Source organism: Cryomorphaceae bacterium 1068, assembly GCA_027214385.1.
GTDB lineage: Bacteria > Bacteroidota > Bacteroidia > Flavobacteriales_D > Cryomorphaceae > JAKVAV01.
The window spans coordinates 24,956-50,430 of sequence record JAPVXR010000015.1 but is presented as its reverse complement, the minus strand read 5'-3'; the positions used below and the strand labels follow the sequence as shown (position 1 = coordinate 50,430).

Below are 25,475 nucleotides of genomic sequence, written 5' to 3'. Positions count from 1 at the left end.
ATGTACAATTCCCTCTTAAACAAAGAGAAGAAAATGGCGGTCATTGGCCTCGGTTACGTGGGTCTTCCCATAGCCTTGGAATTCGCCAGAAAAGTTTCCGTAATTGGTTTCGATATCAACCCCGATCGGGTTGCATTGATGAATAATGGAATAGATCCAAGCAATGAATTGGAGTCATCTGATTTTGAAGGTTGTGACATAACCTTCACTGCCGATGCAGAAGATTTGAAGGAGGCTTCCTTTTTTATCGTAGCAGTGCCTACTCCAATCGATATTGGAAATAAGCCTGATTTGACTCCTGTATTGGCTGCGTCCAAAACGGTTGCTAACGCCATATCAAAAGGCGATTATGTTGTTTACGAGAGTACTGTCTATCCTGGTTGTACCGAGGAAGATTGTGTTCCTGTGATCGAAGAGATCAGTGGCTTAAAATCTGTGGAAGACTTTAAGGTAGGCTACAGCCCTGAAAGGATTAATCCGGGAGACAAGGAGCACACTCTTCGCAGTATTGTTAAGGTTTCTGCAGGCTGCGACGCTGAATCGGCTGAAATCATTGCCAAGGTTTACGAATTGGTAGTTGACGCAGGAGTGCACCGTGCAAGCTCCATTCGAGTTGCTGAAGCAGCCAAGATTATTGAGAATACGCAACGAGATGTAAATATTGCTTTGATCAACGAGCTTTCGATTATTTTCAATAGGATGGGAATCAACACCTACGAAGTGTTGGAAGCTGCAGGGACTAAATGGAATTTCTTGAATTTCCGTCCGGGATTGGTAGGCGGTCACTGCATTGGTGTCGACCCGTACTACCTCACACATAAAGCGGAGAAACTAGGATACCACGCGCAGATCATCAACTCAGGTCGATTTGTGAATGACTCGATGGGAGCTTACGTGGCGAAACAAACCGTGAAGAAGATCATCTCAAAAGGAAAGCATATCCAAAACGCCAAAGTGCTGGTTATGGGCGCTACTTTCAAAGAGAATGTGAGCGATATTCGTAACTCTAAGGTGGTAGATACAGTGAAAGAGTTAGAGTCTTTTGGTGTGAAGGTGGACGTTATAGACCCTCATGCCTCTCCTGAAGAGGTGAAGGATGAGTATGGGTATGATTTGGCTCCAAAGCCCAATCCTAAATACGATGGAGTAATCGTAGCGGTAAATCACTCTGAATACGATAATCTCCCCGAGAGTTACTTCGAGGAGATTATCGATGCGGATGGTGTATTCGTTGACCTAAAAGGAATCTACCGAGGGAAGATTAATAAGTTTCTTTACTGGAGTTTATAATTCAGCAGAAGACGTTTCAAAACCTCGATCTACTTTCTTAAAGAGTCCCTGAAGAACTTTTCCAGGGCCCACTTCAATTGTAGCGGTAGCTCCGTTTGCAATCATGTTTTGCATGGTTTGCGTCCAACGCACAGGAGCGGTAAGCTGTGCGACCAAGTTTGCTTTGATCGTGGCGGGATCAGTCACAGGTTCTGCAGATACATTCTGGTAAACCGGGCAGGACGGTGATTTAATCTCAGTCGATTCTATGGCTGAGGCTAAATCGGCTCTGGCCGGTTCCATAAGTGGCGAATGGAATGCACCACCTACGGGTAAAATCATAGCTCGTCGGGCACCTGCTGCCGAAAGAGCATCACAGGCTTTTTGGACAGCGTCCAGCTCTCCACTGATCACCAATTGGCCAGGGCAATTGTAGTTGGCCGGAACGACTATACCATCAATTTCTGCACAAAGCTTCTCCACTACTTCGTCGTCCAAGGCTAATATGGCTGCCATTGTTCCCTTTGTTTGCTCGGTAGCCTTTTGCATGGCATTGGCACGTTGGGCCACCAACTTCAAGCCAGCCTCAAAACTCAAAGCACCTGCTGCGGTCAATGCAGAAAACTCACCGAGACTGTGCCCCGCGACCATGTCCGGTTGAAATTTATCTCCAAGCATCTTAGCCAAAATAACGCTGTGTAAAAAGATAGCGGGTTGGGTTACTTTAGTCTCTTTCAAGTCATCTTGGGTACCTCCAAACATAATGTCTGTGATTCGGAACTCGAGAATTTCGTTTGCTTGTTCAAAAAGCGCTTTAGCTTCTTCAGACTGCTCGTAGAGTTCTTTGGCCATTCCCGGAAACTGTGATCCTTGACCTGGAAAAACGTATGCTTTCATAAGTATAATTTGGTTTTGAGGTGGTTACAAATAAAAAAATCCGACGAAGGTCGGATTCTTAATTTCAATGAATGATTAATCTCTATTTCCCAAGAAGCGAAGGAGAAACAAAAAGAGATTGATGAAATCGAGGTAAAGAGTTAATGCACCCATAAGAGCATATTTATTTCCTTCATCGGTTCCTGAGTCAACTTGCATTCCGATTTGTTTAAGCTTCTGCATATCATATGCTGTGAGTCCTGTGAAAATTAAGACACCGACGGCACTGATGATGTAATCAAGTGCAGCACTTTGCATAAACCAATTGACTACCATGGCTATGATAATTCCGATCAATCCCATCATCATGATCGAGCCAAACTTGGTGAGGTCGGTGCTTGTAGTGTAGCCGAGCACAGCCATGATTCCGAAAGTGGCGGAAGTAATAAGGAATGTCATGGTAATGCTCGATGCAGAATAAACTGCAAAAATTGAGCTCAAGCTTATCCCCATCAGCAGGCTAAAGATAATCATGGTAGTCAGCATTCCTGTGCTGGACATTTTTTGAAAGCGAAAGCCCATGAGCAAAACGAGTCCAAGTGGTCCGAGCATCGCTATCCAACCGAGGAGAGAACGACCCGTTCCCTCAGCATTATAGAGCAATCTCATTAAGTCTTCATTGGTTCCAAACCAATAGGCCATTACTCCTGTGATGGCTAATGCGGCAGTCATGTAAGTCATGACATTGCTCACAAAATTTTTGGCCAATGCGCCGGAGTCCACTTGTGCTGAATGTTGCCCGCCATCGCGGCCAAACATCATATTATTATTCTCTTCCATATCTGTTTAATGAAGTTTTGCTGATATCAAATTAACAAATTCCTGACGAGTTGTCTCCTCCAAGAATTCTCCGTGAAATGCAGAAGTCGTAGTGACGGAGTTTTGCTTTTGAACTCCGCGCATTTGCATGCACATGTGCTGAGCTTCTATTACTACGGCAACTCCAACAGGGTCCAGCGTTTCTTGAAGACATTCCATTATTTGATTCGTCAGTCGCTCTTGTACTTGCAATCTTCGTGCAAATACGTCCACGATTCGAGGTATTTTACTCAATCCTACAATTCTTCCATTTGGAATATAGGCCACATGAGCCTTTCCAAAAAAAGGCAACATATGGTGCTCGCAAAGGCTGTAAACTTCGATGTCTTTCACCAAGACCATCTGGCTGTACTCTTCATCAAACATGGCTGATCGAATGATAGCCGCAGGGTCTTGGTCATAGCCTTTAGTTAAGAACTGCATGGCTTTGGCTACTCTCAAAGGAGTGTTTTCCAAGCCTTGGCGATCTCTTTCTCCTCCGAGATTGTCCAACACCTTCCCAAATAGTGACTCTAAATTATTGAGCTCTTTTTCCTTCTGACTTTGTTGTGAACCTTCCATTTCCATTTCGCTCTTACTCTCCGAAGTATTCGGCAAAATTGTTCTCCGTTTCGTGCAAACGAACGGAGTGAAGTAGGCAGCCGTGACTTTCAACTTTAGTTTTTATTTCGCCCCAAATGGCGACTGCCAAATTTTCAGTAGATGACATTTTGCCCTTCATAAAAGGCACATCTAGATTCAAGTTACGGTGGTCGAGTTTGTCTATCACCGTTTTTTTCAAAATCTTGCTTAGATCTTTTAAATCGATGACACATCCTGTATCGGGGTGTGGTTGTCCTTTCACGGTCACAAAAAGGTCGTAGTTGTGACCGTGCCAGTTCTGGTTGGCGCATTTGCCGAAGACTTCCATGTTCTTCTGCTCAGTCCATTCCTCATTCCAGAGTTTATGTGCAGCGTTAAATCGCTCTCGTCTTGTGATGTAAACCAATGGCATGCTTAAATTTTCAGGTGCAAATATACAACCTATTTCAACCTTACATCCTTATACAGGTCAATGCCTATCTTTGACGAAAATCTCAATTCTTATGATTGTTGTAACGGGTGCTGCGGGTTTTATCGGGAGCTGTTTAATAAGTGCGCTCAATGAAAAGGGCTACTACGATTTAATTTTGGTGGATGACTTTTCAAAAGTTGAAAAAGCATTCAATTATGAAGGAAAGAGGTTTTCTCAGCTGGTGGAGCGAAGAGCATTTCACCATTGGCTAAGCGAGAATCACAAGTTAGTCTACTTCATTTTTCATATCGGTGCCCGCACGGATACCACAGAATTTGACAAATCGATATTCGACGATTTGAATGTGGACTATTCTCAAAAGATTTGGAAAGCTTGTGTGGATTATGGAATCCCCTTGGTTTATGCTAGCTCAGCAGCTACGTATGGCCTGGGAGAGTATGGCTACGAAGACAATCATGATGTAATAGAAAAGCTAGAGCCACTCAATCCTTACGGAGAATCAAAAAACGAATTTGACAAGTGGGCGCTTAAACAAGACAAGAAGCCCTATTTCTGGGCGGGTCTCAAATTCTTTAATGTTTATGGTCCCAACGAATACCACAAAGGAAGAATGGCTTCGGTCATTTTTCACGCCTTTAATCAAATTAAGAAAAACGGAGAGGTAAAGTTGTTTCGATCTCATAATCCTGAGTACAAGGATGGTGAGCAGTTGCGCGACTTCATCTATGTCAAAGACTTAGTTAATGTTTGCCTTTTTTTAATGAAACATAGGAAAAACTCGGGACTCTACAATTTGGGAACGGGGACTGCCAGAACTTTCTTGGATTTAGCAAAAGCTACTTTTTCCGCCTTGAACCTTGAGCCAAACATTTCATTCATCGATACTCCCGCTGATATAAGAGACAAGTACCAGTATTTCACTGAGGCCAATATGGCAAAGCTGATCGGCATTGGTTATGACAAAGAGTTCACCTCATTGGAAAATGGAGTGAAAGATTATGTGCAGAATTATTTGAGTGAGGAGTCTTACTACTAGATCAAAGGCTCTTTTTAAGCTCTAGCAAAAAAGCCTTTACATTCTCGAGTCGCTTGACCATTTCAACAGTATCCGCCACGTCGTTTTTATTGTCTTTAAGCTTGTCTTTAGCCCCTTGTAGTGTGTAGCCGCGCTCCTTTACCAAGTGGAAGATGATTCGGAAATTCTCCACATCATCTTTGGTGAAGAGTCGGTTTCCCTTCTTGTTCTTTTTTGGTTTGATGATATCGAATTCCTTTTCCCAAAATCGGATCAAGGATGTATTGACATCAAACATTTTCGATACCTCGCCTATACTGTAGTAGAGCTTTTCAATTTCTTTTTCGCGGTATGGCATCAGTCGAAGGATTGGTTTACACTGGAAGAGAGTTCGATCATTAGATCATATTCCTCGGGTGTCAAGTCATTAAAATAGAAGTTAGCCGGGTTAATTTTTTTACCATCCTTCACTACTTCGTAGTGAAGGTGAGGGCCATTACTAGTGCCTGTATTCCCTACTAAGCCAATAATATCTCCCCTTTTTACTTTCTGTCCGCGTCGCACATCTATCTTACTCATGTGGGCATAGAGCGTTTCGTAGCCATAACCGTGGTCTATTATGACATGTTTTCCATATCCGCGACGGCTGTTTACTACTTTTTTAATCACCCCGTCGCCTGTTGCGAAAATCTCAGTGCCTGTAGGTGCGGAAAAGTCCATCCCCCAATGCATCTTGCGAACCTTGTAGATAGGGTGAACGCGGTAACCATAGCCACTAGCCACTCTCTTTAAATTTTTATTGGGAACGGGTTGTACTGCGGGAATTGAGGCCAACATCTTCTCCTTATTCTTAGCGAGTTCTACCACTTCGTCAAAGGACTTCGACTGCACGTAAAGGCGTTTTTTTAGTTTGTCAAGCCTTTTTCTGGTATCAATCACCAAGTCGGAATTGCTGTACCCCTCCAGATAAGTGTAGCGATTCACACCACCTACACCTGCTTCCCTGACCGATTGAGGAATCGGTTCCGATTCCAAAATTTGTCGATAGATGTTGTCGTCTCTCCTTTCAATGTCAGAAAGCACTGCTTCCACATTGTCCAGATCTTTATTCAGTAATTCGTAGCGAGCCTGCATTTGGGCAAGTTCTCGTTTTAGCGTCAGCTCTTTAGGAGAGTCAATAAAGGTGTAAGCAAAAAATACAATGATCAATGCAAAAAATAATCCAACAACGAAGTAGGTTAACCCTTTCTTAAGCCGATCTTTGAAGGTCAGCTGGATTTTTTCGTAGTTGAGCGTACTTGGATTGTACTTGTATTTTATTTTTGCCATCCGGTTAGGAAAAATTAAACCATAAAAGTAGGAAATCGACTGAATGGCACAAACAACCATTTCTTCGGCGACTCCCTTCAATTGTTAAACTTTGTTTCAATGAAATCATCTCAAATTCGCAGTGTCTTTCTTGACTTTTTCGAGAGTAAGAATCACAAAATTGTCGATTCAGCTCCAATCGTCATTAAGAATGATCCCACACTTATGTTTACGAACGCCGGGATGAATCAGTTCAAAGATATTTTTCTGGGCAATGAAGAAACTTCGAATAGGCGTGTCGCTGACACGCAGAAGTGTTTGAGAGTGAGCGGGAAGCATAATGATCTGGAAGAAGTTGGTGTAGACACTTACCACCACACCATGTTCGAAATGTTGGGGAATTGGTCATTCGGGGCTTATTACAAAAAAGAAGCAATCGAGTGGGCGTGGGAGCTGCTGACAGACGTTTTCGGTGTTGAGAAGGATAGGATGTATGTGACCGTTTTTGAAGGAGATAAACAAGACGATCTGGAATTCGATACGGAAGCTTACGGCTACTGGAAAAATCTAGTTGAAGAGGACAGAATTCTAAAAGGGGATAAAAAAGACAATTTCTGGGAAATGGGCGACGTGGGCCCTTGCGGCCCTTGTTCTGAGATTCACGTTGACTTGCGATCAGACGAGGAGAGAAAACTCAAGTCCGGCGCTGAATTGGTCAACATGGACCATCCGCAAGTGGTGGAGATCTGGAATTTGGTCTTCATGGAACTCAATCGCAAGGCCGATGGAAAGCTTATCCCCTTGAAGGAAAGGCATATTGACACAGGAATGGGATTTGAGCGTTTGGCCATGGTGCTTCAGGGTAAGCAGTCAAATTACGACACTGATGTTTTTACCCCGCTAATTTCATTTCTTGAAAAAGAAACAGGAGTTAAATACGGAAGAACTGAATCTAAACAAGATGTGGCTTTTCGTGTTATTGCAGACCATGTTCGTGCAGTTTCATTTGCCATTGCCGATGGTCAGATGCCTAGCAATACGGGTGCGGGCTACGTAATACGTCGAATTCTCAGACGTGCGGTCCGATATGCTTATAGCTTTTTAGATAGGCGTGAACCTATATTAACTCTCTTGGCAGGTGAGCTGGAGAAACAACTCGGGGAGTTCTTTTCTGAGCTTAGCCACAACAAGACATTGATAGCGCAAGTCATCAAAGAAGAGGAGGAAGCATTTCTGCGCACCTTAGCTAAAGGGATGGATCGGATTTCTGAAATCATTCAAAAGACAGAAGGGAAAGAGATTGATGGTGAAACTGTCTTTGAGCTTTATGACACCTATGGGTTTCCTGCTGATTTGACGGCATTGATTCTTTCCGAGCAAGGGAAGTTCTACAATGAAGAAGCTTTTGAAAAAGCTCTTCAAGAGCAAAAGAGTCGTTCGAGAAAAGACTCAGCGGTAGCAGCAGGAGACTGGGTAGTCTTGTCAGATTCACCCTCAACGGAGTTTGTCGGCTATGATGTTTTGGAAGATACTATAGAATTGGTGCGTTATCGGGAAGTGGAGCAAAAAGGCAAAAAGCTATTTCACTTAGTATTCAATAAAACACCTTTCTATCCTGAAGGTGGAGGTCAGGTAGGCGACAAGGGATACATTGAAAGTGATGGTAAAAAATTGTCTATTGACAACACCTACCGCGAGAACAATCTCATTGTTCACATAACGAAAAACTCGCCAAAGGAACTTGGCCCTCAATTTACTGCAGTTGTAGCTTCTAAGGATCGCAGTAGTACTGAGAAAAACCATTCAGCAACGCATCTACTCCATCATGCACTTCGAGATGTTCTCGGAACTCATGTGGAGCAAAAAGGGTCATTGGTCGAGAAGAATTACCTCCGATTCGATTTTTCACACTTTTCAAAGATGAGCGATGAGGAGATTCGCAAGGTCGAAATGCAAGTGAATGCGATGGTTCGGGAGAACTTGGCCTTAGGAGAATTCAGGAAGGTTCCAATGAGTAAGGCTCAGGAGATGGGAGCTATGGCTCTGTTTGGCGAGAAATATGGTGATGAGGTCAGAGTGATTCAATTCGGAGATTCCGTAGAGCTTTGTGGAGGAACACATGTGCAAGCAACAGGGGAGATTGGATTTTTCAAAATTACAAGCGAGGGGTCGGTAGCTGCCGGTATTAGAAGAATAGAAGCATTGACAGGAGAAGCTGCTGAAGGCCAGGTATTCAGTGAAATTGACGAGTTACAGACAATCAAAGAAAAGCTCAAAGCTCCAAAATCTCCTGCGAAAGCCGTAGAGTCACTTATTGCGAAGCAGACTGATCTCGAAAAGGAGATTGCAGCCTTGAAGTCAGAAAAAGCTCAAAGCATAAAGAAGGAGCTCGCTAATAAAGTTCGACAAATTAATGGAGTGTCATTTATTGCAGAGCAAGTTGATCTTGATCCGGCATCGGTTAAGGATATATCGTTTCAACTAAGAAAAGAGTTGAGTCCTCTGTTTTTGGTTTTGGCTACAGCCGAAAACAACAAAGCCACGGTGTCCGTGGCTCTGTCTGATGAATTGGTTACTGATGGAAGCTTTAATTCCGGGATTATTGTGAAAGAACTGGCAAGATTTATTCAAGGTGGTGGCGGGGGACAAGCATTCTTTGCCACCGCAGGTGGCAAGAATCCTAATGGAATTTCTGAAGCACTGAAACGTGCGGAAGAAATTCTAAGCGTAGGCTGATCTAGAACCGCCTCGGTTCATCATAGCCTTAATCTCGCTCATGTCTTTTCCATGCGCTGGCCCTAGGTACTCAGTCTCGTATGAGAGGCCTAAGTTGAGGATGTAGAATGCATTGAAAAGAATAATCAACACATAATCTACGATGCTCGTCTTTCCAAAGCTATTGCACAACTCGATGTACACCTTTGGTACAAGGTAGAATTGTCCGTAGATCGGTATAAAGAAGAGGAACATGTGACTAGCAGGTCGCCCTACAATTCTAAGGAATACGATGAAGTTCCAGATAGGAACTATGCAAGCAACACCCGGCTGGTTTGCTTTTTCGTAAAGTTTCCATTGAGCAACGATTCCGAAGAAAGCCAACACTCCTGCTAAAAGAAGTAATCCGTCTCCGAAAGTTCCGTAGAGCCCCATGAAGAAGTCTTGAATAAAATTGATGATGCCGTCCATAATGTGTAATTTTTTGTTTTGTAACCTTTTCTATTTTGTCCCGTACGAATACGGTTCTGATTTAAAGACGGCCTTCTTCTATTAGGGTTGCCAGTACACAATTGTTTTTTTACTCGAGTTAAGGTGCTCAATAGCAGTGTTCTGACTTTTGTGGTTACTTGTTGGAGTTCCAATAATGACTTTCCAAAGGGCTTGTGGGAGCCGTGACTTTTCCACAAAAAGCTCAAATTAACGAGTATTCTGTTCAAAACGTTTGGGGTCATTAAGTGGACTTTGGTTTTGGTTTTGTCGAAATTTGACGAAGAAATCCATCAGTTGGTGGAGTGTTTCGACCTAGGTGCTTACAAAATTACTGACTACCACAATTTGTTGTGCGGCTTTCACATTATCTGCGCAAAATGTTACCGTGATAAATCGTTTTCACAGTGAGCCTCTTAGTGACGTGCCTGAGAATTATGTACTGAGTGGTTTCAAAGAACAGACCATTATCATCAATGAATATGAGCTTGCATCGAACACGAAGCAGTCTCTCTTAAACCAGATGATCAGCTACGGCCTGAAGTCATTTGTCGATGACAATTATTTTGTCGAAAATGGCCAAATTCGCGTGTATTCCTCAGCACTTGATTTTGATGAAAGTGCCAGTGCCTTGGTCAAGAATGCAATTTGGATAAATGACTTGCCCTTCTCGGAGTTGTTTCAAGGATTTTCTGATGATGTATTAAGTCAAGCATCTCATCTTAAAGAGCTCAACGGTCGTCGTCTTAGTGATCCTTTGGATCAAGATGATTTAAGCCTTTATGGTTTTCAAAGTCTTGTTTTTAGCCTGAAAGAATCTGCCATGGCTGAAGCAACTGAGTTTATAGAGGAGTATATGTCTATTGACGAAAGTCAAGAAGATGACAATAAAATCAGGGTGATGCCGGCGGAAGAGTTTCAATTGATGGCTGATCCTGCAATTCATGATAATCTTGGAGATTTAAGTCTCAACCCCGACCTCTTTGCATCCAATAGAAGGCCTTCGAAGAAAAATCGAAGAAAGAAAAACGATTTCTCTGAGGAAGTGGTAACTCTTTTGGAGGAGAATAATAGAATTTTATCCAACTATTCTGAAATGTTTCAGAATCTCCAAAGTCAAATTGATGAGATCAATAGAAGAGACAACAGCGACTTGAGAGAGGATATGGCCGAAATGCGACAGATGATAACTGAGCTGAAGGACGAGCCATCTCGTAGTTCAACTGAAAGTGGGCCTGAATATCTGATCTTCGCAAAGAATGAGTATGAATTGAGCGAGGTACAAAAAGCACGACTCAATAAGACAATAGTACTTTTAGTGAAGAATCCTTCTCAAAAAGCATTGGTGACCGGATACGCTGATAGGTCAGGGGATTCAGAGTACAATGCTTGGATATCACAACAGCGTGCCGAGTCGGTGAGGGTATTCCTTGAGTCGATGGGAATAGAAGGAAACCGCGTAGTCGTAACTTATTTAGGTGACACCGAAAGCACCACTTCCGGTCCTGCTGATAGAAGGGTAGAAGTAAACTTGATTAATTAATTCAGAGCCCTCTTTAGCGACTCCTTTAAATCATCTGTTTTCGAGCGGTCTATGTCCATATGGGTCACCAGACGAATCCGCTTTTTTCCAAAAGATACTCCGCGAACGTTATGTAGTTCCAATTTCGCCAGGTAAACTTCTGACAAGTTATCCACGTCAAAAATCAAAATGTTCGTCTCTGGTTCGATCACCCTCACCACCTTGGAGCAGCCCTTCAACGTTTCCGCGATTTCTTTGGCCAGATCATGATCTTCTTGCAAGCGGGCTACATTATTTTCCAAAGCATAGATTCCTGCCATGGCCAAGTAGCCTGCCTGACGCATTCCTCCACCCATACCTTTTCGGCGCCGTCTGGCTTCTTTAATAAATGATTTGCTCCCCAGTAGTAATGAACCTACGGGAGCTCCCAGTCCCTTTGAAAGGCAAATAGAAAGTGAATCGAATAATTGACCATACGAAGCGAGGTCATGGCCCTTTTCGACAATCGCGTTGAATGCTCTTGCTCCATCCAGGTGAAAGGCGAGCTTGTGCTTTTTGCAAGCACCGCTGAGCGCTTTTAGTTGCTCGAATTCATAGCACTTCCCACCCCCCCGATTCGAGGTGTCTTCGGCTACAACCAATGAAGTTCTTGCTAGCCAATCGTGGTCGGCGAGTATGGAATCTTCCACTTCTTCCGGTGTTAAAATAGCATCATCATTAAAAACGAGTTTTACTGAACTGAGGGAATTTCGGGCAATACCTCCTACTTCATAATTATAGATGTGAGAGCTCTCATGGCATATAACCTCATCACCCGGTTTCGTATGAATAGAGATAGCAATTTGATTGGTCATCGTTCCTGACGGACAAAACAGACCCGCCTCATGTCCCATCATTTCCGCTCCCATTGATTCCAATCGATTGATGGTAGGGTCTTCACCAAAAACGTCATCGCCAACTTCAGCGTGGAACATAGTTTTCAGCATTTCCTTACTCGGCTTGGTAACGGTATCACTTCTCAGGTCAAACATGAATTTACTTTTTACGAATCAACATTAACCCATCACGAACGGGAAGTAGCACATTTTCGACACGGTCGTCTGCCGTAACCGCCTTGTTAAACTCATTGAGTACCGCAGTATCCGGATCATTTTTCAACTCATCTTCGTCAAGTACCTTTCCACTCCATAGCACGTTATCGGCTATGATGCATCCTCCCGACTTCATCTTCGGCAATACCGCCTCGTAATAGTTGAGGTAATTTGTTTTATCGGCATCGATAAAAACCAAATCGAATGTGGCGTCCATAGATTCAATTATAGGCAAGGCATCACCAATATGAAGTTCAATTTTATCCCGAAAGCCGGCACGTTTAAAATATTGGTCGATGATAGGTTTGAGCTCCTCATTCTTTTCGATGGTATGAAGAATTCCTCTTTCACCCAAACCTTCGGCTAGGCATATGGCCGAATAACCTGTGTAGGTGCCGATTTCCAAAATGCATTCAGGCTTTATCAGTTTGGAGTACATACTCAAGATTCTGCCCTGAACATGTCCCGAAAGCATTCTTGGTTGGAGTACTTTTAAGTAGGTCTCTCGGTTTAATTCGTTCAAAAGTTCACTTTCAGCTTCGCTATGATCGTGAACATATTGGTCCAGTTCTGCGTCGATAAATTCCATGTCTACTTGTATATAAGTGTGCTCAGTTTATTTGGGTCGAAGGTAAAGTTAGCGGCCTCAATTACTTCTTCTGCCGTAATGTTTTCAATTTGTTTTAAAATGTTTTCAGAGTCTACTACTTTGTCAAGCACAAGTAGGCTTTTACCAATGGATTGCATCATTCCGGCACCACTTTCTTTGGCGAGGGCATATTGACCTTTCAATTGCTGCTTAGCTCTGTGAAGCCCCGTTGTGGTGAGCCTTTGGTCCCTCAAATTCTTAAGTTCCCTAAGTATTAACTTTTCGCTTTTACTCAGCCATTTTTTGTCAGTTCCCAGATAAGTGGTGAATACGCCACAATCGGAATAGGCGGTATAAGATGACTCAAGATTGTAGGCAATACCGTACCTCTCTCTGATATTCATACTCAGCCTGCTATTCATGGCCGGCCCACCAAGGAGATTATTAAGAAGAATCATAGGAATGCGCTGCTTGTGATGGATGTCGTACGTTTCACTCCCAATGATGAGGTGAGCTTGGAAGGTATCCATGTCCACTTCTTTGCGCTCAATATTTGCTCTACCTGGTGAGATGATTTTAGAGCTAGACTTAGTCGAAGGAATTGAACCAAAATACTTGTCCATGATTCGTTGAACCTTTGACTCTTTGATTTCACCAACCAGACTTACCACCATTCTATCGGTATGGTATTGTCTTTCGACGAAATGAGAAAGATCCTTTTGGCGAAAGCCGGATACTGAATCTGTCGTACCCAGAATATTTCTACCCATGGGATGATTCGGATAGAGTAGCTCTTCAAAATCATCGAAAATCAATTCGGCAGGATTGTCCTGATAACTTAGGATTTCATCCAACACAACTTCTTTTTCCTTTTCGATTTCCTTTACGGGAAAGGTTGAGTTGAAGGCGATATCTGCAATTATTTCTGCAGCTCTCTCAAAGTGTTCATTCAAGAAAGAAGCGTAGATCACTGTCTCTTCTTTTGAAGTATAGGCGTTTAGCTCAGCGCCTACACTATCCAACCTGCTGAGGATATGAAAAGCCTTCCGCTTTTTAGTACCCTTAAAGAGTAAGTGCTCAATAAAATGAGCAATGCCTTGTTCCTGCGTCAATTCATTTCTCGAACCTGCTTCAATGGTTAGACCCAAGTGTGACACTCGGTGGTCTTGTAGAGCGAGATGAACAGTGCGTATGTTATTTGAGAGCTTGCGAAATCGAAATTCCATAGAGAAGCGCAAAGATACTTAGTTTGTAAACTCAAAGAGTACTTTCAAAGGAGAAGGTCTGAATACTTTTCATGTGGAAACAAATCAGATAATCTGCTTTTTGTTCTAAATAAGTCAATTAATATTGCAGACTAGTAAAGAGTAAAACACTATCAATCATTTTATTCGCTGACTGATGAGCAAAGTAAGAGTAGTAGTAACAGGATTGGGGGCTGTATCCCCAATAGGTAATTCTTCTAAAGAGCTATGGGAAAACGCTTTAAAAGGAAAAAATGGCGTAGGTCCGATTACCAGATATGATGCCTCTCTGCACAAAACTCACTTTGCATGCGAGATAAAAGGTTTTGATCCCACTATCTACTTGGATAGAAACGAGATCAAAAGAAGTGATATTTACACACAGTATTCCATTCATTGTGCAGCAGAAGCTGTAAAGGACAGCGGGATAGACTTCGAGCAAATGTCTCCTTATGATGTAGGCGTAATTTGGGGAACCGGAAAAGGCGGTGTAAATAGCTATGATGAAGAATCCAGTGCTTACTGGAAGAGCGAAGCAGCGCCGAGATTTGGTCCTTTTTTCGTTCCTAAGATGATTCCAAACATAGCACCTGGAATGATATCAATGAAGTACGGATTGATGGGAGTCAACTTTGCCGTTACATCGGCTTGCGCTAGTTCCAATCACGCTATCATCGATGCCTTTAACAACCTCTTGCTGGGTCGAGCCAAGGTGATGATTTGCGGTGGAGCCGAAGCAGGCGTTACCGCTCCTATCATGGCGGGATTCTCTACTATGCGAGCGCTTTCTGCCGATAATGACGATTACGAAAGAGCCTCTCGACCATTCGATGTTACTCGAAATGGATTTGTGATGGGTGAAGGTGGAGCCGCCATTATATTGGAAGAGCTGGAGCATGCCAAAGCGCGAGGAGCAAAAATCTACGCCGAGCTGGCAGGAACCGGATCTACCGCAGATGCCTACCATCTTTCTTCTTCGCATCCTGATGGAATCGGAGCTATTCGTGCGATGGAGTTGGCCATGGAAGAAGCAGGAGTCTCACCGGAAGAAATCGGTTACATCAACGCTCATGCTACATCAACCCCCGTCGGAGACATCAGCGAGGTGAGAGCGATTTCCAAACTGTTTAGTGGTAAGATGGAGAATCTCATTGTTGGAGCAACAAAGTCCATGACAGGTCACCTTATCGGAGGTGCGGGCGCTGTAGAAAGTGTTTTCACTATCAAGGCAATACAAGATGGAGTGGTTGCACCTACCATAAATACGGTTGAACTGGATCCTGCCATCCCCTCTGAATTGAAAATAGCAGGTCCTCAAGCACAAGAGCACAAGGTAAATGCGGCGATAAGCAATACCTTCGGTTTCGGTGGACACAATACTTCGGTACTTTATAAAAAGTTTGAGGAATAGGCTATCTTATAGCAGGAACAAATCAGTTGCGAAGGCTCTAAGCCTTTGGTTTTCCTTTTTTGTGTTAGTACCGCTCTGCTCTGGTCAAGAGACACTTATTGAAGGTCGTGTTATCGATGGTCAATCTGGCGATCCGCTTCCATTTTCCACCATCGCTATTATCGGCACTGCTGCAGGTAGCATTTCCAATCAAGATGGTCAGTTCAGAATAGAAGTTGGCGGAAGAGATACACTTGAAGTGAGGTGCACGGGTTTTTCTTCGAAGTGCTTTGCTTTGGCAGATATTGAAAGTTCATATTTTGAGATTCGCTTATTTCCCGCAATTAGTCAACTTGCCGAATTTACCGTTATCGAAGCAGATGAGCGCGCCTTGAAATATATCGATCAAGCGAAAAAGCAGCTTTTGAAAAGCGGCTATACGCGCAGCAAGGCATTCTTGGAATTGTTTACCGAAAAAGACTCCTTGCCAACCGAGTTGCTTGAAGTCTATTACAACGCCGATTTGAGAGATGCTGGCATTGAAGGTCTGGAATACAAGTCGGGTAGGGTGGCCGTAGCTCCCGTGAACAACTCCTTTTTTATGAGCCTTTCAATGTCGCAGGTTATCCAATCTCATAACCCCTTGAACAGTGCCGGATTTCCCGAAAGTCCGTTTTCATTAAAAAGAAACGAAATGAATAAGCTGTATGATTTCAAACTGATCGAATTCAAATCAGGGGAGAAAACGGTCTACTTCGACGCGAAGCCAGCCAATAGTGAATCATTTTTCTCTGGTTTCTTTTCAATCGATGAGAAGATGAATGTGACAGAAATCGAATTCTCGATACAAAACCCAAATCGAACTCCATTCATCCCACTTTTTGAAACTGACTCCCTTAGGCCACTAACGTTGGATATTAAGTGGCTTTATTCACAGCAAGAAACAGGAGTTGCTCCTTATCTTATTGACTTCAACTATTCTTATGTTTCGGCAATTCCGATTGGTGAAGGGTATACGGGGCCTTGGCTTGAGCGGAGAATTCAGTCAGATGGATTGATCTACTTCTATGATTTTAATACTCCGTTTTTCTCCCCTGAATTCTCTTACGGAACAGTATTGAACGATTATCAAAAACTGCTTAACACTCCCTTTCATGAGGCGCTTTGGGAAGTAGGACGCCCTTTTGTTGAGAGTGAAAGATTCAAGCGAAATCAGGAATTTATTGCTGAGAACGGAACTTTGAAGAACTATAGAAAACAGGATGAGTATAGAAAATTTGGTGGGCTACAATCCGTCGTAGATCACTCAAACGTCTTCTGGTCAGATACGGCGAGATTGAGATTGAACCTTATTTATCATGACCCTACGGCCATTTCAGGGCGCACTTCAACACCAAGAAGGCAAAGATTTAATCTAGATGTCGAGTTGTATTTTGATATTATTCAGGTTGATTCCATGATATCTCATTTCAGTCAGTGCATCTTTGACGTGTATGATTCTTATTATGCGTTGGAGTCAGATTCACTCACAGACCTCTTTCTAAACTTACATTTTGATCTCTGTGAAGTGGAGCGTAGAAAAATGGAAGGGTCGATCGCTTCCATTGATGATATTTCACCGAAAGAGCTTTTGAATCTCTATGAGTTGAGTTCGAAAAGATTCAATAGAGCCACGGAACGCTATTTTCGCGATACCGACTCGGGATCTTCATTGAGGGCACTTGAAAAGTACAATGAGGAATTGATGCCGGTTACCGGGGTTAACAACGTCGAGTTATTTCTATTTCCCGATGCTCAGGAATTGTTTCAAGAAGGCAATTGATAGACGGATCTATCTGTGAATATAGCGCAAACCGAAATTTAAAGTGTGCCCTGCTCCTTCTGATCTCGACAGGGCAAAGTTTGAATACGAAAGTTCGATTCCCAGTGCATCCGTAATTTGGTATTTTCCCCCAATCCCAAATTGGGCAAACCAACTTGTCATTCCGAATTCTTCAACTATTTCCATTTCTACCGAATCATCAATTTCCATTGTAGTTTCGAAACGTGGAGAGTATTGCGAAAACACATAAATAGTGGAATTTGAAGTGGGGAAATAACTCAAAAACACACTGACAGGGGTTCTGAAGAAGTCGTAATTATGGAGTTCGGAATTCTCAAATCGGTAGAGTAAATCTGCTTCTAAGAATATCTGGAAATCATCGCCCAAATTTTTGTCGAAGAAGACTTGAGTAAACCAAGTATATCGATCATGTGCGATAAATCTCTCTTCTTCGAGTTGATCGCTTACAGGTATCCATAAAGCACTTTGTATGGATAGCCTGGGGACTGTCTTGAAAGGCACCCATTTTATTCGTGGGGCGATATAGGAGACAACCGTTTCGTTGAAAGTGGCATCATCAGAATTGCTAAATACGTTTAGCGCCGAAACATCTTCAGGTGAATACCTCGCTTTTGAGATGAAAACATCCAAGCCAACATTAAAGCGAGTTTTCTCGGAAACACCGGTAGTGAGCATAATCATCGAGGTGAAGAAATTTTGGGTTTCCCCAAGATCATCTTCATTTCCTTCTTCATCCCTAAAACTTTGTTGTGAGTAAATACTATTGAATACATTCACTTCAAATTCGCCTCTGGTAAAAAGCGCTGAAGGGGTGAAAAGCTGGAGGTTGCTCATCTCCTTTTCAGGGGCGTTCCCGACCTGAGCATCCTTTCCATTTAGCGTCCAATCGTATTCGTTGTATTCAAACTTCGTATCCATCGGGACTTTCTTCGAGGCATACCGGTTTATGAATTCGATTCGCTCTTGCTTGTTTCCGCCAAAGTCTGTGGCGTACCAGTCGAATAATTTGGAGATATTCAGACTATTCGAGGTATCGTCATAGTCCAAAAAGTACGGATTTTGCAATGCAAGCCTGGACTGTTCTTCCAGCTGTTCTTCGAGGCTAGCACTCGTATAAGCTTCTGATCTGAGTTTGGGGCAGCCCTCGGCAGCACATACCAGTGCAAAGTGGAGTCGAGCGTCCGGATACTTTCTGAGAAGGATATTTTTTTCTAGATCATTGAGGCTCAATTTTTTTGAGTTACTCAAGTCGAATCTCTTCTCTGTAAAGAAATTGCCCTTCTCCTGAGGGGACGCGATCGGATAATTATCCACCACTTGTTTAATAACGAAGATGTTGTAAGCATTAATCAGAAACGCTTTTTCCTCGTTAGCATCTACCGAGCTTAAAGGGAACCGCCCAATCTGCTCAACTAGTTTATCTAGGTTTGATTTAACCGAAACAAGGGTTTTGTAGTCCACTTTGCCGTTTTCGACGAATGAATCCAACAAGTGGTCAATAGATAGCGTGATCTCTTCGGAAGAAGATTGCGCGAAAGCGGCTGATCCTAAGAAACAGAAGATGGCAATGAAGAAGCTCCTCATTTAGTTTGCAGTATACACCCCGCGCACCTGCATCATCATGTAGGACCCTTGAAGGCGTATTTCATTTTCGCTTAACCCTATTACTTCCGCGGTCTCTTCGTTGTTGCTTTCTTTGTCGAAAATAATAGATCGATTTTCAAAGTCAATTTCCCAAGTGCCGCTCTTTACTTGCGCATTGTCTTCTGCTCCGCAAAGATCGTTTCCACCATTGTAGATGTAAGTCCCGTCGACATTAAAAACCATCTCATCATCTAATCTGCAATCGGTAAAAGTGGTCTGACCTGCTAAGGTGAACGCACTTGCCAACCACGTTTTTTCATCACCGGCATCAATCATCATTTTAAATGAGGCCGCATCAGTAGCATCTACTTCGCCCTCTTGAATAGCTGCATCTTGAGAGTTGTTTGATGGATCTTGTGGCTCATCTTCTGATTCATTGCATGCCGCAAAAATGAATAGAGCTAAAACGGAATACATTAGTGTCTTTTTCATCGGAATAGATATTTAGTGCTAATAACGGAGTCAAGTCTCATCAGATTAGTCGTTCAGCGGACACTTCGCACAACAAGCTAAGAGAGAAATTTATCAAATTGGATTCTCAAAAATGACGATTGACCAGAGGTTCGAACTGCATCTGCCTTTTTTTCTGTAGGGCAGAGTTTCAAAAAGTTGGAATTCCTGTAGTCCAAAAAAAATCCACTTGCCTAAAAGACAAGTGGATTTAGAGATGAGACTCTTAATTTGGTAATTAGAAGCAGTACTTCCCTGCATCGATCAAGCTCAATGCAACTTGCTGACGCGCATCTTTTGAATTAAACGGTGCGTGTTTTGTAAATCGCTTCAATCCCATCATCATCATTCTTAGCTCATCGCCTTCGACGAATGAATTGATGGCATCTTTTCCTGCTTTGTTCATGCGATCAGAGGTATCGTATAGCCATGTTTTTGTCATAGCTACCTGATCCTTGGCTGCTTCTTCACCTTTGGTTTCCATGATTTTCATGGTTCTCAAAATAGCAGATTCAGAAGCATACGTCCAGATTGCCATGTCCGCTATGTTCATCATTACTTCTTGTTCTTTTGCCAGAGTCTGAGTCAGCTTTTGAGCCGCAGCTCCTGCAACCATAAGAACACATTTCTTAAAGTTCTCAACGAGCATTCGCTCTTCAAACATCGGCTTGCCGTCATCTTCGGGAGATTCAGGAATAGACATCAGTTCGTTGGCAACGCTCATAGCAGGGCCCATCAAATCGAGCTCGCCTTTCATTGCTTTGCGAATGAGCATGTCTACCGTAAGCATGCGGTTGATCTCGTTGGTTCCTTCGAAAATTCGGTTGATTCGAGCATCTCGGTAGGCGCGCTCTACTCGAGTCTCGGCGCTATAACCCATTCCTCCATGAATTTGAACAGCCTCATCGACTACATAATCCAATACTTCTGATGCGAGTACTTTCATCATGGCACATTCGGCCGCATACTGCTCGATGCCTTTCAGGGTAGCTTGGTGCTTATCCTTTCCTCCTGCTATCAGTGCATCAATCGCGTCTTGTATATTTTGAGTAGCTCGATAAATGGCAGACTCGGTTACAAAAGTACGAGTGGCTTGTTCACCTAATTTATGACGAATCGCTCCGTATTTTGAAATTGATCTTCCAAACTGATTTCTTTCGAGAGCGTATTTCACACTGTGATCAATAATGTCCTTGTTTCCACCAATCACACCGCCACCAAGCTTAATTCGCCCGATGTTCAAAATATTCAAGGCTATTTTGAATCCGTTTCCTCTTTCGGAAAGCAAATTCTCTACGGGAACCTTGCAGTCATTGAAAAATACTTGACGAGTCGAACTCCCCTTGATTCCCATTTTCTTCTCCTCTGGATTCAGAGTGATTCCTCCAAATTCTTTCTCAACGATAAATGCACTTAGATTTTTGTCGTCATCAATTTTGGCAAATACAATGAAAACATCGGCAAATCCTGCATTGGTGATCCACATTTTCTGACCGTTGATAAGGTAGTGTTTACCATCATCGGTCAATTTTGCGGAAGTCTTCCCTGAATTGGCATCAGAACCTGAACTTGGCTCAGTAAGGCAGTAGCTTGCTTTGAGCTCACCTGTTGCTAATCCTGGAATATACTTTTGTTTCTGCTCTTCGTTTCCGTAGTAAAGGATGGGTAAAGTTCCAATACCTGTATGCGCGCTGTAGGCTACCGAAAAAGAGTGTCCGGGGCCAAATACTTCGGCACCGAGCATGGACGTTTTGAAATCCATACCGAGACCACCAAGTTCTTCAGGAACGCTTAATCCAAGCATACCCAATTCACCTGCTTTGTCCATTAAAGATGGCATAAGCCCTTCTTCCATGCTGTCTATTCGGTCGAGATTCGGATATACTTCCGCCTCCAAAAAGTCTTTTGCACTTTTAGCGATCATCTGGTGTTCTTCACTCCACTCTTCAGGAATGAAAATATCTGAGGGTTCTGTGGTTCGGATTAGCCATTCACCGCCCTTAATTGCCTTTTTGTTTTGTTCTGTTACTTCTGCCATTTTCTTAATTTTCTAATTCAATAATTCAAATACACCCGCGGCGCCTTGACCGGTACCTACACACATTGTTACTACGCCGTATTTGTTATTTCTACGACGCATTTCATTAAAGAGTTGTACGCTAAGCTTAGCGCCCGTGCATCCAAGTGGATGACCGAGTGCAATTGCTCCTCCGTTTACGTTTACGATTTCAGGATCGAGACCTAAGTTTCGAACGACTGCTAGCGATTGAGAAGCGAAAGCTTCGTTCAATTCAAAAAGCTCGATATCGTTCACTTTGAGCCCCGCTTTTTCTACGGCCTTAGGTACGGCGTAAATTGGACCTACACCCATAATTCTTGGTTCAAGTCCCGATACGTGGTAGCTTTTTAGTTGTGCAATGGGAGTGAGGTTGTGTTCTTTCAAGAATTCCTCTGAAACTACCATCACGAATGCGGCACCGTCAGAAGTTTGTGAGGCATTTCCAGCCGTCACGCTTCCTTTTGCATCGAAAACGGGTCTCAACCTTGAGAGTGCTTCCATGTTTGTGCCACGTCTAGGCCCTTCATCAGTATCAACCGTATACGTTGAGGTGGTTCGCTTTCCGTCTTTGAGGAAAATCTGCTCCACTTCAATAGGTACGATGTCATCCTTAAATCGACCTGCGTCAATTGCTGCTACAGCGCGGTGATTAGATTGCATAGCGAATTGGTCTTGATCTTCTCTGGATACCTCGTAGTCTCGAGCTACGGCCTCAGCAGTGAGCCCCATTCCCCAGTACCAATCGGGGTTTTTCTTAGCTACGTCTGAATTGGGGACGATTCTCCATCCCCCGAAAGGGATAGGGCTCATACATTCAACACCACCCGCAATAATGCAATGCGCCATACCTGAATGAATCTTAGCAGATGCAATCGCAATGGTTTCCAACCCGGAAGAACAATACCTGTTCACAGTCATACCCGGTACCTTCTCGGTGTCAAGGCCCATGAGTGAAATCATTCTTCCCACATTCAGTCCTTGCTCAGCCTCAGGTGTGGCATTTCCCACAATGATGTCTTCGATGAGTTCCTTGTCAATTTGAGGATTTTCAGCCATGATTTTTCTGATCACGGCAGCACCTAAATCATCTGGTCGAGTAAAGCGAAAAACCCCTCTGGGTGCTTTCCCAACTGCTGTTCTATATCCTGATACTATATATGCGTTCATTTTTTTCGGGGTTTAGTTTCGAAGTACTTTTCCTTTTTTCACCATACTCTCCAATCTTTCCATTGTCTTTCTGGTTTGGCACAATTCCAAAAAGGCTTTTCGCTCCAGCTTGAGCAAGTAGTCTTCTGAAACTTCGGTGATTTCAGATAGGTCGCCTCCGCAGAGTACGGTACCTAGTTTTTCTGAAATAACTCGATCGTGATCAGACATGTAGTTTCCACTCATCATGCTGTTGGCACCGACATAGACGATCCCTAAACCTTCTTTCCCAAGAACTTTGATGTCTGTTCGTTTTACCGGTTTGGTGTATCCTTTTTGAGCCATTAAAAGAGCGGACTGTTTGGCGTAAGCCAATTGGTCATCTCTATTCACCACTACCTCGTCAGTTCCGTTTCGCAAGTATCCGAGCTCAAATGCTTCATAAGCTGAGGTAGACACTTTGGCTTGACCGATGGTAAGGAATCTGTTTCTCAGTGTATTGATTCGGATGTCGCCATCTTTGATCTCATCGGATGTGCGTGCCGCAAACTCTTTGGTTCCGCCACCACCAGGGATCACTCCCACGCCAAATTCTACGAGACCCATGTAAAGCTCTGCGTGGGCGACCACCTTATCTGCATGCAGACAAAGTTCACAACCACCACCCAAAGCGAGGTTGTGAGGGGCCGCAATAACAGGAATGCTGCTATAGCGCATGCGCATCATGGTGTCTTGGAATCGCTTTATGGCAAAGTCCAATTCGTCAAACTCTTGTTCAACCGCCATCATGAAGATCATTCCCACATTGGCTCCCGCACTGAAGTTGTCGCCCGTGTTTGAAACGATGAGTCCTTTGTAATTGGCTTCAGCCAAATCAACTGCTTTGTTGAGACCTTCGATGACTTCACCACCAATGGTGTTCATCTTGGTGTGGAACTCGATGTTCAAGATGCCATCGCCGAGATCCTTTATGGTCGTTCCGGAGTTTTTCCAGATCACGCCATCTCCGCCGATGTTGTCGAGGAAGATTTGTCCTTCAAGAACAGGCACTTCTTTATAAGACTTGCTTGCTACATCGTAGAAGTACTTCGCTCCGTTTTCAATCTTGTAGAAAGAAGTGATTCCCGCGTCGAGCATTTCCTGAATCCAAGGGGCAGTTTTAACGCCCTCTTTCTCCATGTTTTTAAGCGCCTTCTCAACTCCCACGGCATCCCATTTTTCAAATGGGCCCATTTTCCAGCCAAAGCCTGCGCGAAGCGCAGCGTCAATTTTGTAAAGCTCGTCGCTGATTTCCGGAATACGGTAAGAAACGTAACTGAACAGACCGTGAAAAGACTTGCGGTAGAATTCCCCCGCTTTGTCCATGCCGCCGTAAAGCATTGGAAGTCGTTGGCTGAGGCTGTCGATTGACTTGGACATTTCCAAAGTCGGGAAACTGGCTCGTTCGCTTGGTCGATACTCCAACGTTTTAAGATCGAGCGCCAGAATTTCTGATTTTCCGCCTTCGCCTTTGATTTTTTTGAAAAAGCCCTCACCTGTTTTGCTTCCGAGTCGATTGCCCTCTACCATTTTCTGAACGTAACCTGGAATGGCAAAAACATCGTTTCTTTCGTCGTCAGGGCAGTTGTTCTTAACTCCATTTGCCACATGAACAAGCGTGTCAAGTCCCACTACATCTGCCGTGCGGAAGGTAGCCGACTTGGCATGGCCGATCACGGGGCCCGTGAGTTTGTCGACTTGTTCTACGGTCAATCCCATTTCCTCTACGATATGGAATAGCTCCATAATGGAATAAACTCCAACACGGTTTGCGATGAAGGCCGGCGTGTCTTTACAGAGAACCGTCTCTTTTCCGAGGAATCGAGATCCGTATTCCATTAAGAAATCAATCACCGCTTCATCGGTATCGGGACCGGGAATGATTTCCAATAGTCTCAAGTATCGAGGGGGGTTGAAAAAATGCGTTCCGCAGAAGTGCTTTTTGAAGTCATCGCTGCGACCTTCATTCATACTCTGGATTGGAATACCCGAAGTATTTGAAGTGATCAACGTTCCCGGTTTGCGGTACTTTTCGACATTTTCGAATACTTGTTGCTTGATGTCGAGTCGCTCTACCACTACCTCTATGATCCAATCTACATCCGCGATTTTCGACATATCATCGTCGAAGTTTCCGGTTGTTATTCTTTTGGCGAAAGCCTTCGAATAGATGGGAGAGGGGTTGCTTTTCAATGCGAATTGCAAGGCATCATTTACGATGCGATTTCGCACTAACGGATGCTCCAAAGAGAGACCCTTTGCGGCTTCTTTCTCGTTCAGTTCGCGAGGAACGATATCGAGAAGAAGCACTTCAACGCCGATGTTGGCGAAGTGGCAGGCAATTCGGGAGCCCATTACTCCTGATCCCAAAACTGCTACCTTTTCTATGGTTCTTTTGCTCATGGTTTAATCTACTTTTTATCGGTTGGGGATAATTCGGTTTTCAATTTATAGATGCTCGGATTATCGAGTAGCTCATTGATTTGCATCGAAACTTCAAAAAAAGTCTCTAGCTTATCGCTGTCAATGTTTTCGTGAACGTATTCATTTAGTTTGAGCACTACTTCACGCGAGGTGTCGCGGTATTTTTTTCCGTCGTTGGTGAGGTGTATAAGTACGAGTCGACCGTCGGTCTCATCTTGGGTTTTGTAGATAAGACCTTTTTCTTCCATCGACTTTAAAGTCCGGGTAAGACTTCTGGATTCCATACCCATTTTTGGGCCGAGTTTGGTACTGGGAGTCCCATCCTTATCTATGTTCAATAGAACATATCCCACAGACATGGTTCCTCCGAATTTGGAGGCTTCCTGATTGTAAATGCGGATGATCTTTTGCCAAAGCCAGCGCAGGTGAAAATCGATAGTCTGTTGTGGTTTCATAATCTAGTGACCG

At 43.5% G+C, this 25,475-nt stretch carries 22 protein-coding genes; 6 read left to right on the top strand and 16 right to left on the bottom strand.

The window, feature by feature from the left end; genetic code table 11:
- A complete protein-coding gene (locus O3Q51_15585; GenBank protein MCZ4410238.1) occupies positions 1 to 1,290 on the top strand; it encodes a nucleotide sugar dehydrogenase in 1,290 nt (429 codons plus the stop codon).
- Here O3Q51_15585 and fabD read toward each other — a convergent pair.
- The 4 genes from fabD to O3Q51_15565 form a co-directional block, all read right to left on the bottom strand.
- The gene (fabD, locus tag O3Q51_15580) at positions 1,285 to 2,166 is read right to left on the bottom strand and encodes an ACP S-malonyltransferase (GenBank protein MCZ4410237.1); all 882 of its coding nucleotides are present in this window, start codon (positions 2,164 to 2,166) and stop codon (positions 1,285 to 1,287) included. The genes O3Q51_15585 and fabD overlap by 6 nt on opposite strands.
- Positions 2,167 to 2,241: 75 nt before the next feature.
- A complete protein-coding gene (locus tag O3Q51_15575) occupies positions 2,242 to 2,985 on the bottom strand; it encodes a Bax inhibitor-1/YccA family protein (GenBank protein MCZ4410236.1) in 744 nt (247 codons plus the stop codon).
- Positions 2,986 to 2,991: 6 nt separating this feature from the next.
- A complete protein-coding gene (gene folE, locus O3Q51_15570) occupies positions 2,992 to 3,585 on the bottom strand; it encodes a GTP cyclohydrolase I FolE (GenBank protein MCZ4410235.1) in 594 nt (197 codons plus the stop codon).
- Positions 3,586 to 3,598: 13 nt separating this feature from the next.
- A complete protein-coding gene (locus O3Q51_15565; protein MCZ4410234.1) occupies positions 3,599 to 4,018 on the bottom strand; it encodes a 6-carboxytetrahydropterin synthase in 420 nt (139 codons plus the stop codon).
- 91 nt (positions 4,019 to 4,109) lie between these two features.
- Here O3Q51_15565 and rfaD point away from each other — a divergent pair, with 91 nt between their 5' ends.
- Entirely contained in the window at positions 4,110 to 5,075 is a 966-nt protein-coding gene (gene rfaD / locus O3Q51_15560; GenBank protein MCZ4410233.1) for an ADP-glyceromanno-heptose 6-epimerase, read from the top strand.
- Between the two features lies 1 nt (position 5,076).
- On the opposite strand, the gene O3Q51_15555 is transcribed toward rfaD, so the two are convergent.
- Complete coding sequence (locus O3Q51_15555; GenBank protein ID MCZ4410232.1) at positions 5,077 to 5,412, bottom strand: MerR family transcriptional regulator; 336 nt, start codon at positions 5,410 to 5,412, stop codon at positions 5,077 to 5,079.
- Entirely contained in the window at positions 5,412 to 6,383 is a 972-nt protein-coding gene (locus tag O3Q51_15550; protein ID MCZ4410231.1) for a M23 family metallopeptidase, read from the bottom strand. The genes O3Q51_15555 and O3Q51_15550 overlap by 1 nt, the downstream gene beginning before the upstream one ends.
- Positions 6,384 to 6,482: 99 nt before the next feature.
- On the opposite strand from O3Q51_15550, the gene alaS reads away from it, so the two are divergent.
- Positions 6,483 to 9,098, top strand: coding sequence for an alanine--tRNA ligase (alaS, locus tag O3Q51_15545; protein ID MCZ4410230.1), 2,616 nt, complete (start codon positions 6,483 to 6,485; stop codon positions 9,096 to 9,098).
- On the opposite strand, the gene O3Q51_15540 is transcribed toward alaS, so the two are convergent.
- Positions 9,084 to 9,548: a DUF5684 domain-containing protein gene (locus O3Q51_15540; protein MCZ4410229.1), complete on the bottom strand. Its 465-nt coding sequence runs from the start codon at positions 9,546 to 9,548 to the stop codon at positions 9,084 to 9,086. The genes alaS and O3Q51_15540 overlap by 15 nt on opposite strands.
- A 406-nt stretch (positions 9,549 to 9,954) precedes the next feature.
- On the opposite strand from O3Q51_15540, the gene O3Q51_15535 reads away from it, so the two are divergent.
- On the top strand, positions 9,955 to 11,109 hold the full coding sequence (locus O3Q51_15535) for an OmpA family protein (protein ID MCZ4410228.1): 1,155 nt from the start codon (positions 9,955 to 9,957) through the stop codon (positions 11,107 to 11,109).
- Here the strand turns inward: O3Q51_15535 and O3Q51_15530 are convergent.
- The 3 genes from O3Q51_15530 to O3Q51_15520 are packed head-to-tail and all read right to left on the bottom strand — an operon-like array spanning position 11,106 to position 13,925.
- Complete coding sequence (locus O3Q51_15530) at positions 11,106 to 12,119, bottom strand: beta-eliminating lyase-related protein (protein ID MCZ4410227.1); 1,014 nt, start codon at positions 12,117 to 12,119, stop codon at positions 11,106 to 11,108. The two genes, O3Q51_15535 and O3Q51_15530, sit on opposite strands and share 4 nt — an antisense overlap.
- A 4-nt stretch (positions 12,120 to 12,123) precedes the next feature.
- Positions 12,124 to 12,768: an O-methyltransferase gene (locus tag O3Q51_15525; protein MCZ4410226.1), complete on the bottom strand. Its 645-nt coding sequence runs from the start codon at positions 12,766 to 12,768 to the stop codon at positions 12,124 to 12,126.
- Positions 12,769 to 12,770: 2 nt separating this feature from the next.
- Positions 12,771 to 13,925: a pitrilysin family protein gene (locus tag O3Q51_15520; protein MCZ4410225.1), complete on the bottom strand. Its 1,155-nt coding sequence runs from the start codon at positions 13,923 to 13,925 to the stop codon at positions 12,771 to 12,773.
- 244 nt (positions 13,926 to 14,169) lie between these two features.
- Between O3Q51_15520 and fabF the strand changes: the two genes are divergently transcribed.
- Entirely contained in the window at positions 14,170 to 15,423 is a 1,254-nt protein-coding gene (fabF, locus tag O3Q51_15515; protein MCZ4410224.1) for a beta-ketoacyl-ACP synthase II, read from the top strand.
- Positions 15,424 to 15,484: 61 nt separating this feature from the next.
- The gene (locus O3Q51_15510) at positions 15,485 to 17,224 is read left to right on the top strand and encodes a carboxypeptidase-like regulatory domain-containing protein (protein ID MCZ4410223.1); all 1,740 of its coding nucleotides are present in this window, start codon (positions 15,485 to 15,487) and stop codon (positions 17,222 to 17,224) included.
- A gap of 9 nt (positions 17,225 to 17,233) precedes the next feature.
- On the opposite strand, the gene O3Q51_15505 is transcribed toward O3Q51_15510, so the two are convergent.
- From O3Q51_15505 to O3Q51_15480, 6 genes are all read right to left on the bottom strand, one after another.
- Positions 17,234 to 18,829 (bottom strand): DUF547 domain-containing protein, encoded by a 1,596-nt coding sequence (locus O3Q51_15505; protein MCZ4410222.1) that lies wholly within the window; start codon positions 18,827 to 18,829, stop codon positions 17,234 to 17,236.
- Complete coding sequence (locus O3Q51_15500) at positions 18,830 to 19,321, bottom strand: lipocalin family protein (GenBank protein MCZ4410221.1); 492 nt, start codon at positions 19,319 to 19,321, stop codon at positions 18,830 to 18,832. It lies immediately after the preceding gene.
- Between the two features lie 256 nt (positions 19,322 to 19,577).
- Positions 19,578 to 21,377: an acyl-CoA dehydrogenase family protein gene (locus tag O3Q51_15495; protein ID MCZ4410220.1), complete on the bottom strand. Its 1,800-nt coding sequence runs from the start codon at positions 21,375 to 21,377 to the stop codon at positions 19,578 to 19,580.
- 12 nt (positions 21,378 to 21,389) lie between these two features.
- Positions 21,390 to 22,565 (bottom strand): acetyl-CoA C-acyltransferase, encoded by a 1,176-nt coding sequence (locus tag O3Q51_15490; GenBank protein MCZ4410219.1) that lies wholly within the window; start codon positions 22,563 to 22,565, stop codon positions 21,390 to 21,392.
- Between the two features lie 12 nt (positions 22,566 to 22,577).
- Entirely contained in the window at positions 22,578 to 24,986 is a 2,409-nt protein-coding gene (locus tag O3Q51_15485; GenBank protein MCZ4410218.1) for a 3-hydroxyacyl-CoA dehydrogenase NAD-binding domain-containing protein, read from the bottom strand.
- 8 nt (positions 24,987 to 24,994) lie between these two features.
- Positions 24,995 to 25,462, bottom strand: coding sequence for a MarR family transcriptional regulator (locus O3Q51_15480; protein MCZ4410217.1), 468 nt, complete (start codon positions 25,460 to 25,462; stop codon positions 24,995 to 24,997).
- Positions 25,463 to 25,475: the final 13 nt, after the last annotated feature.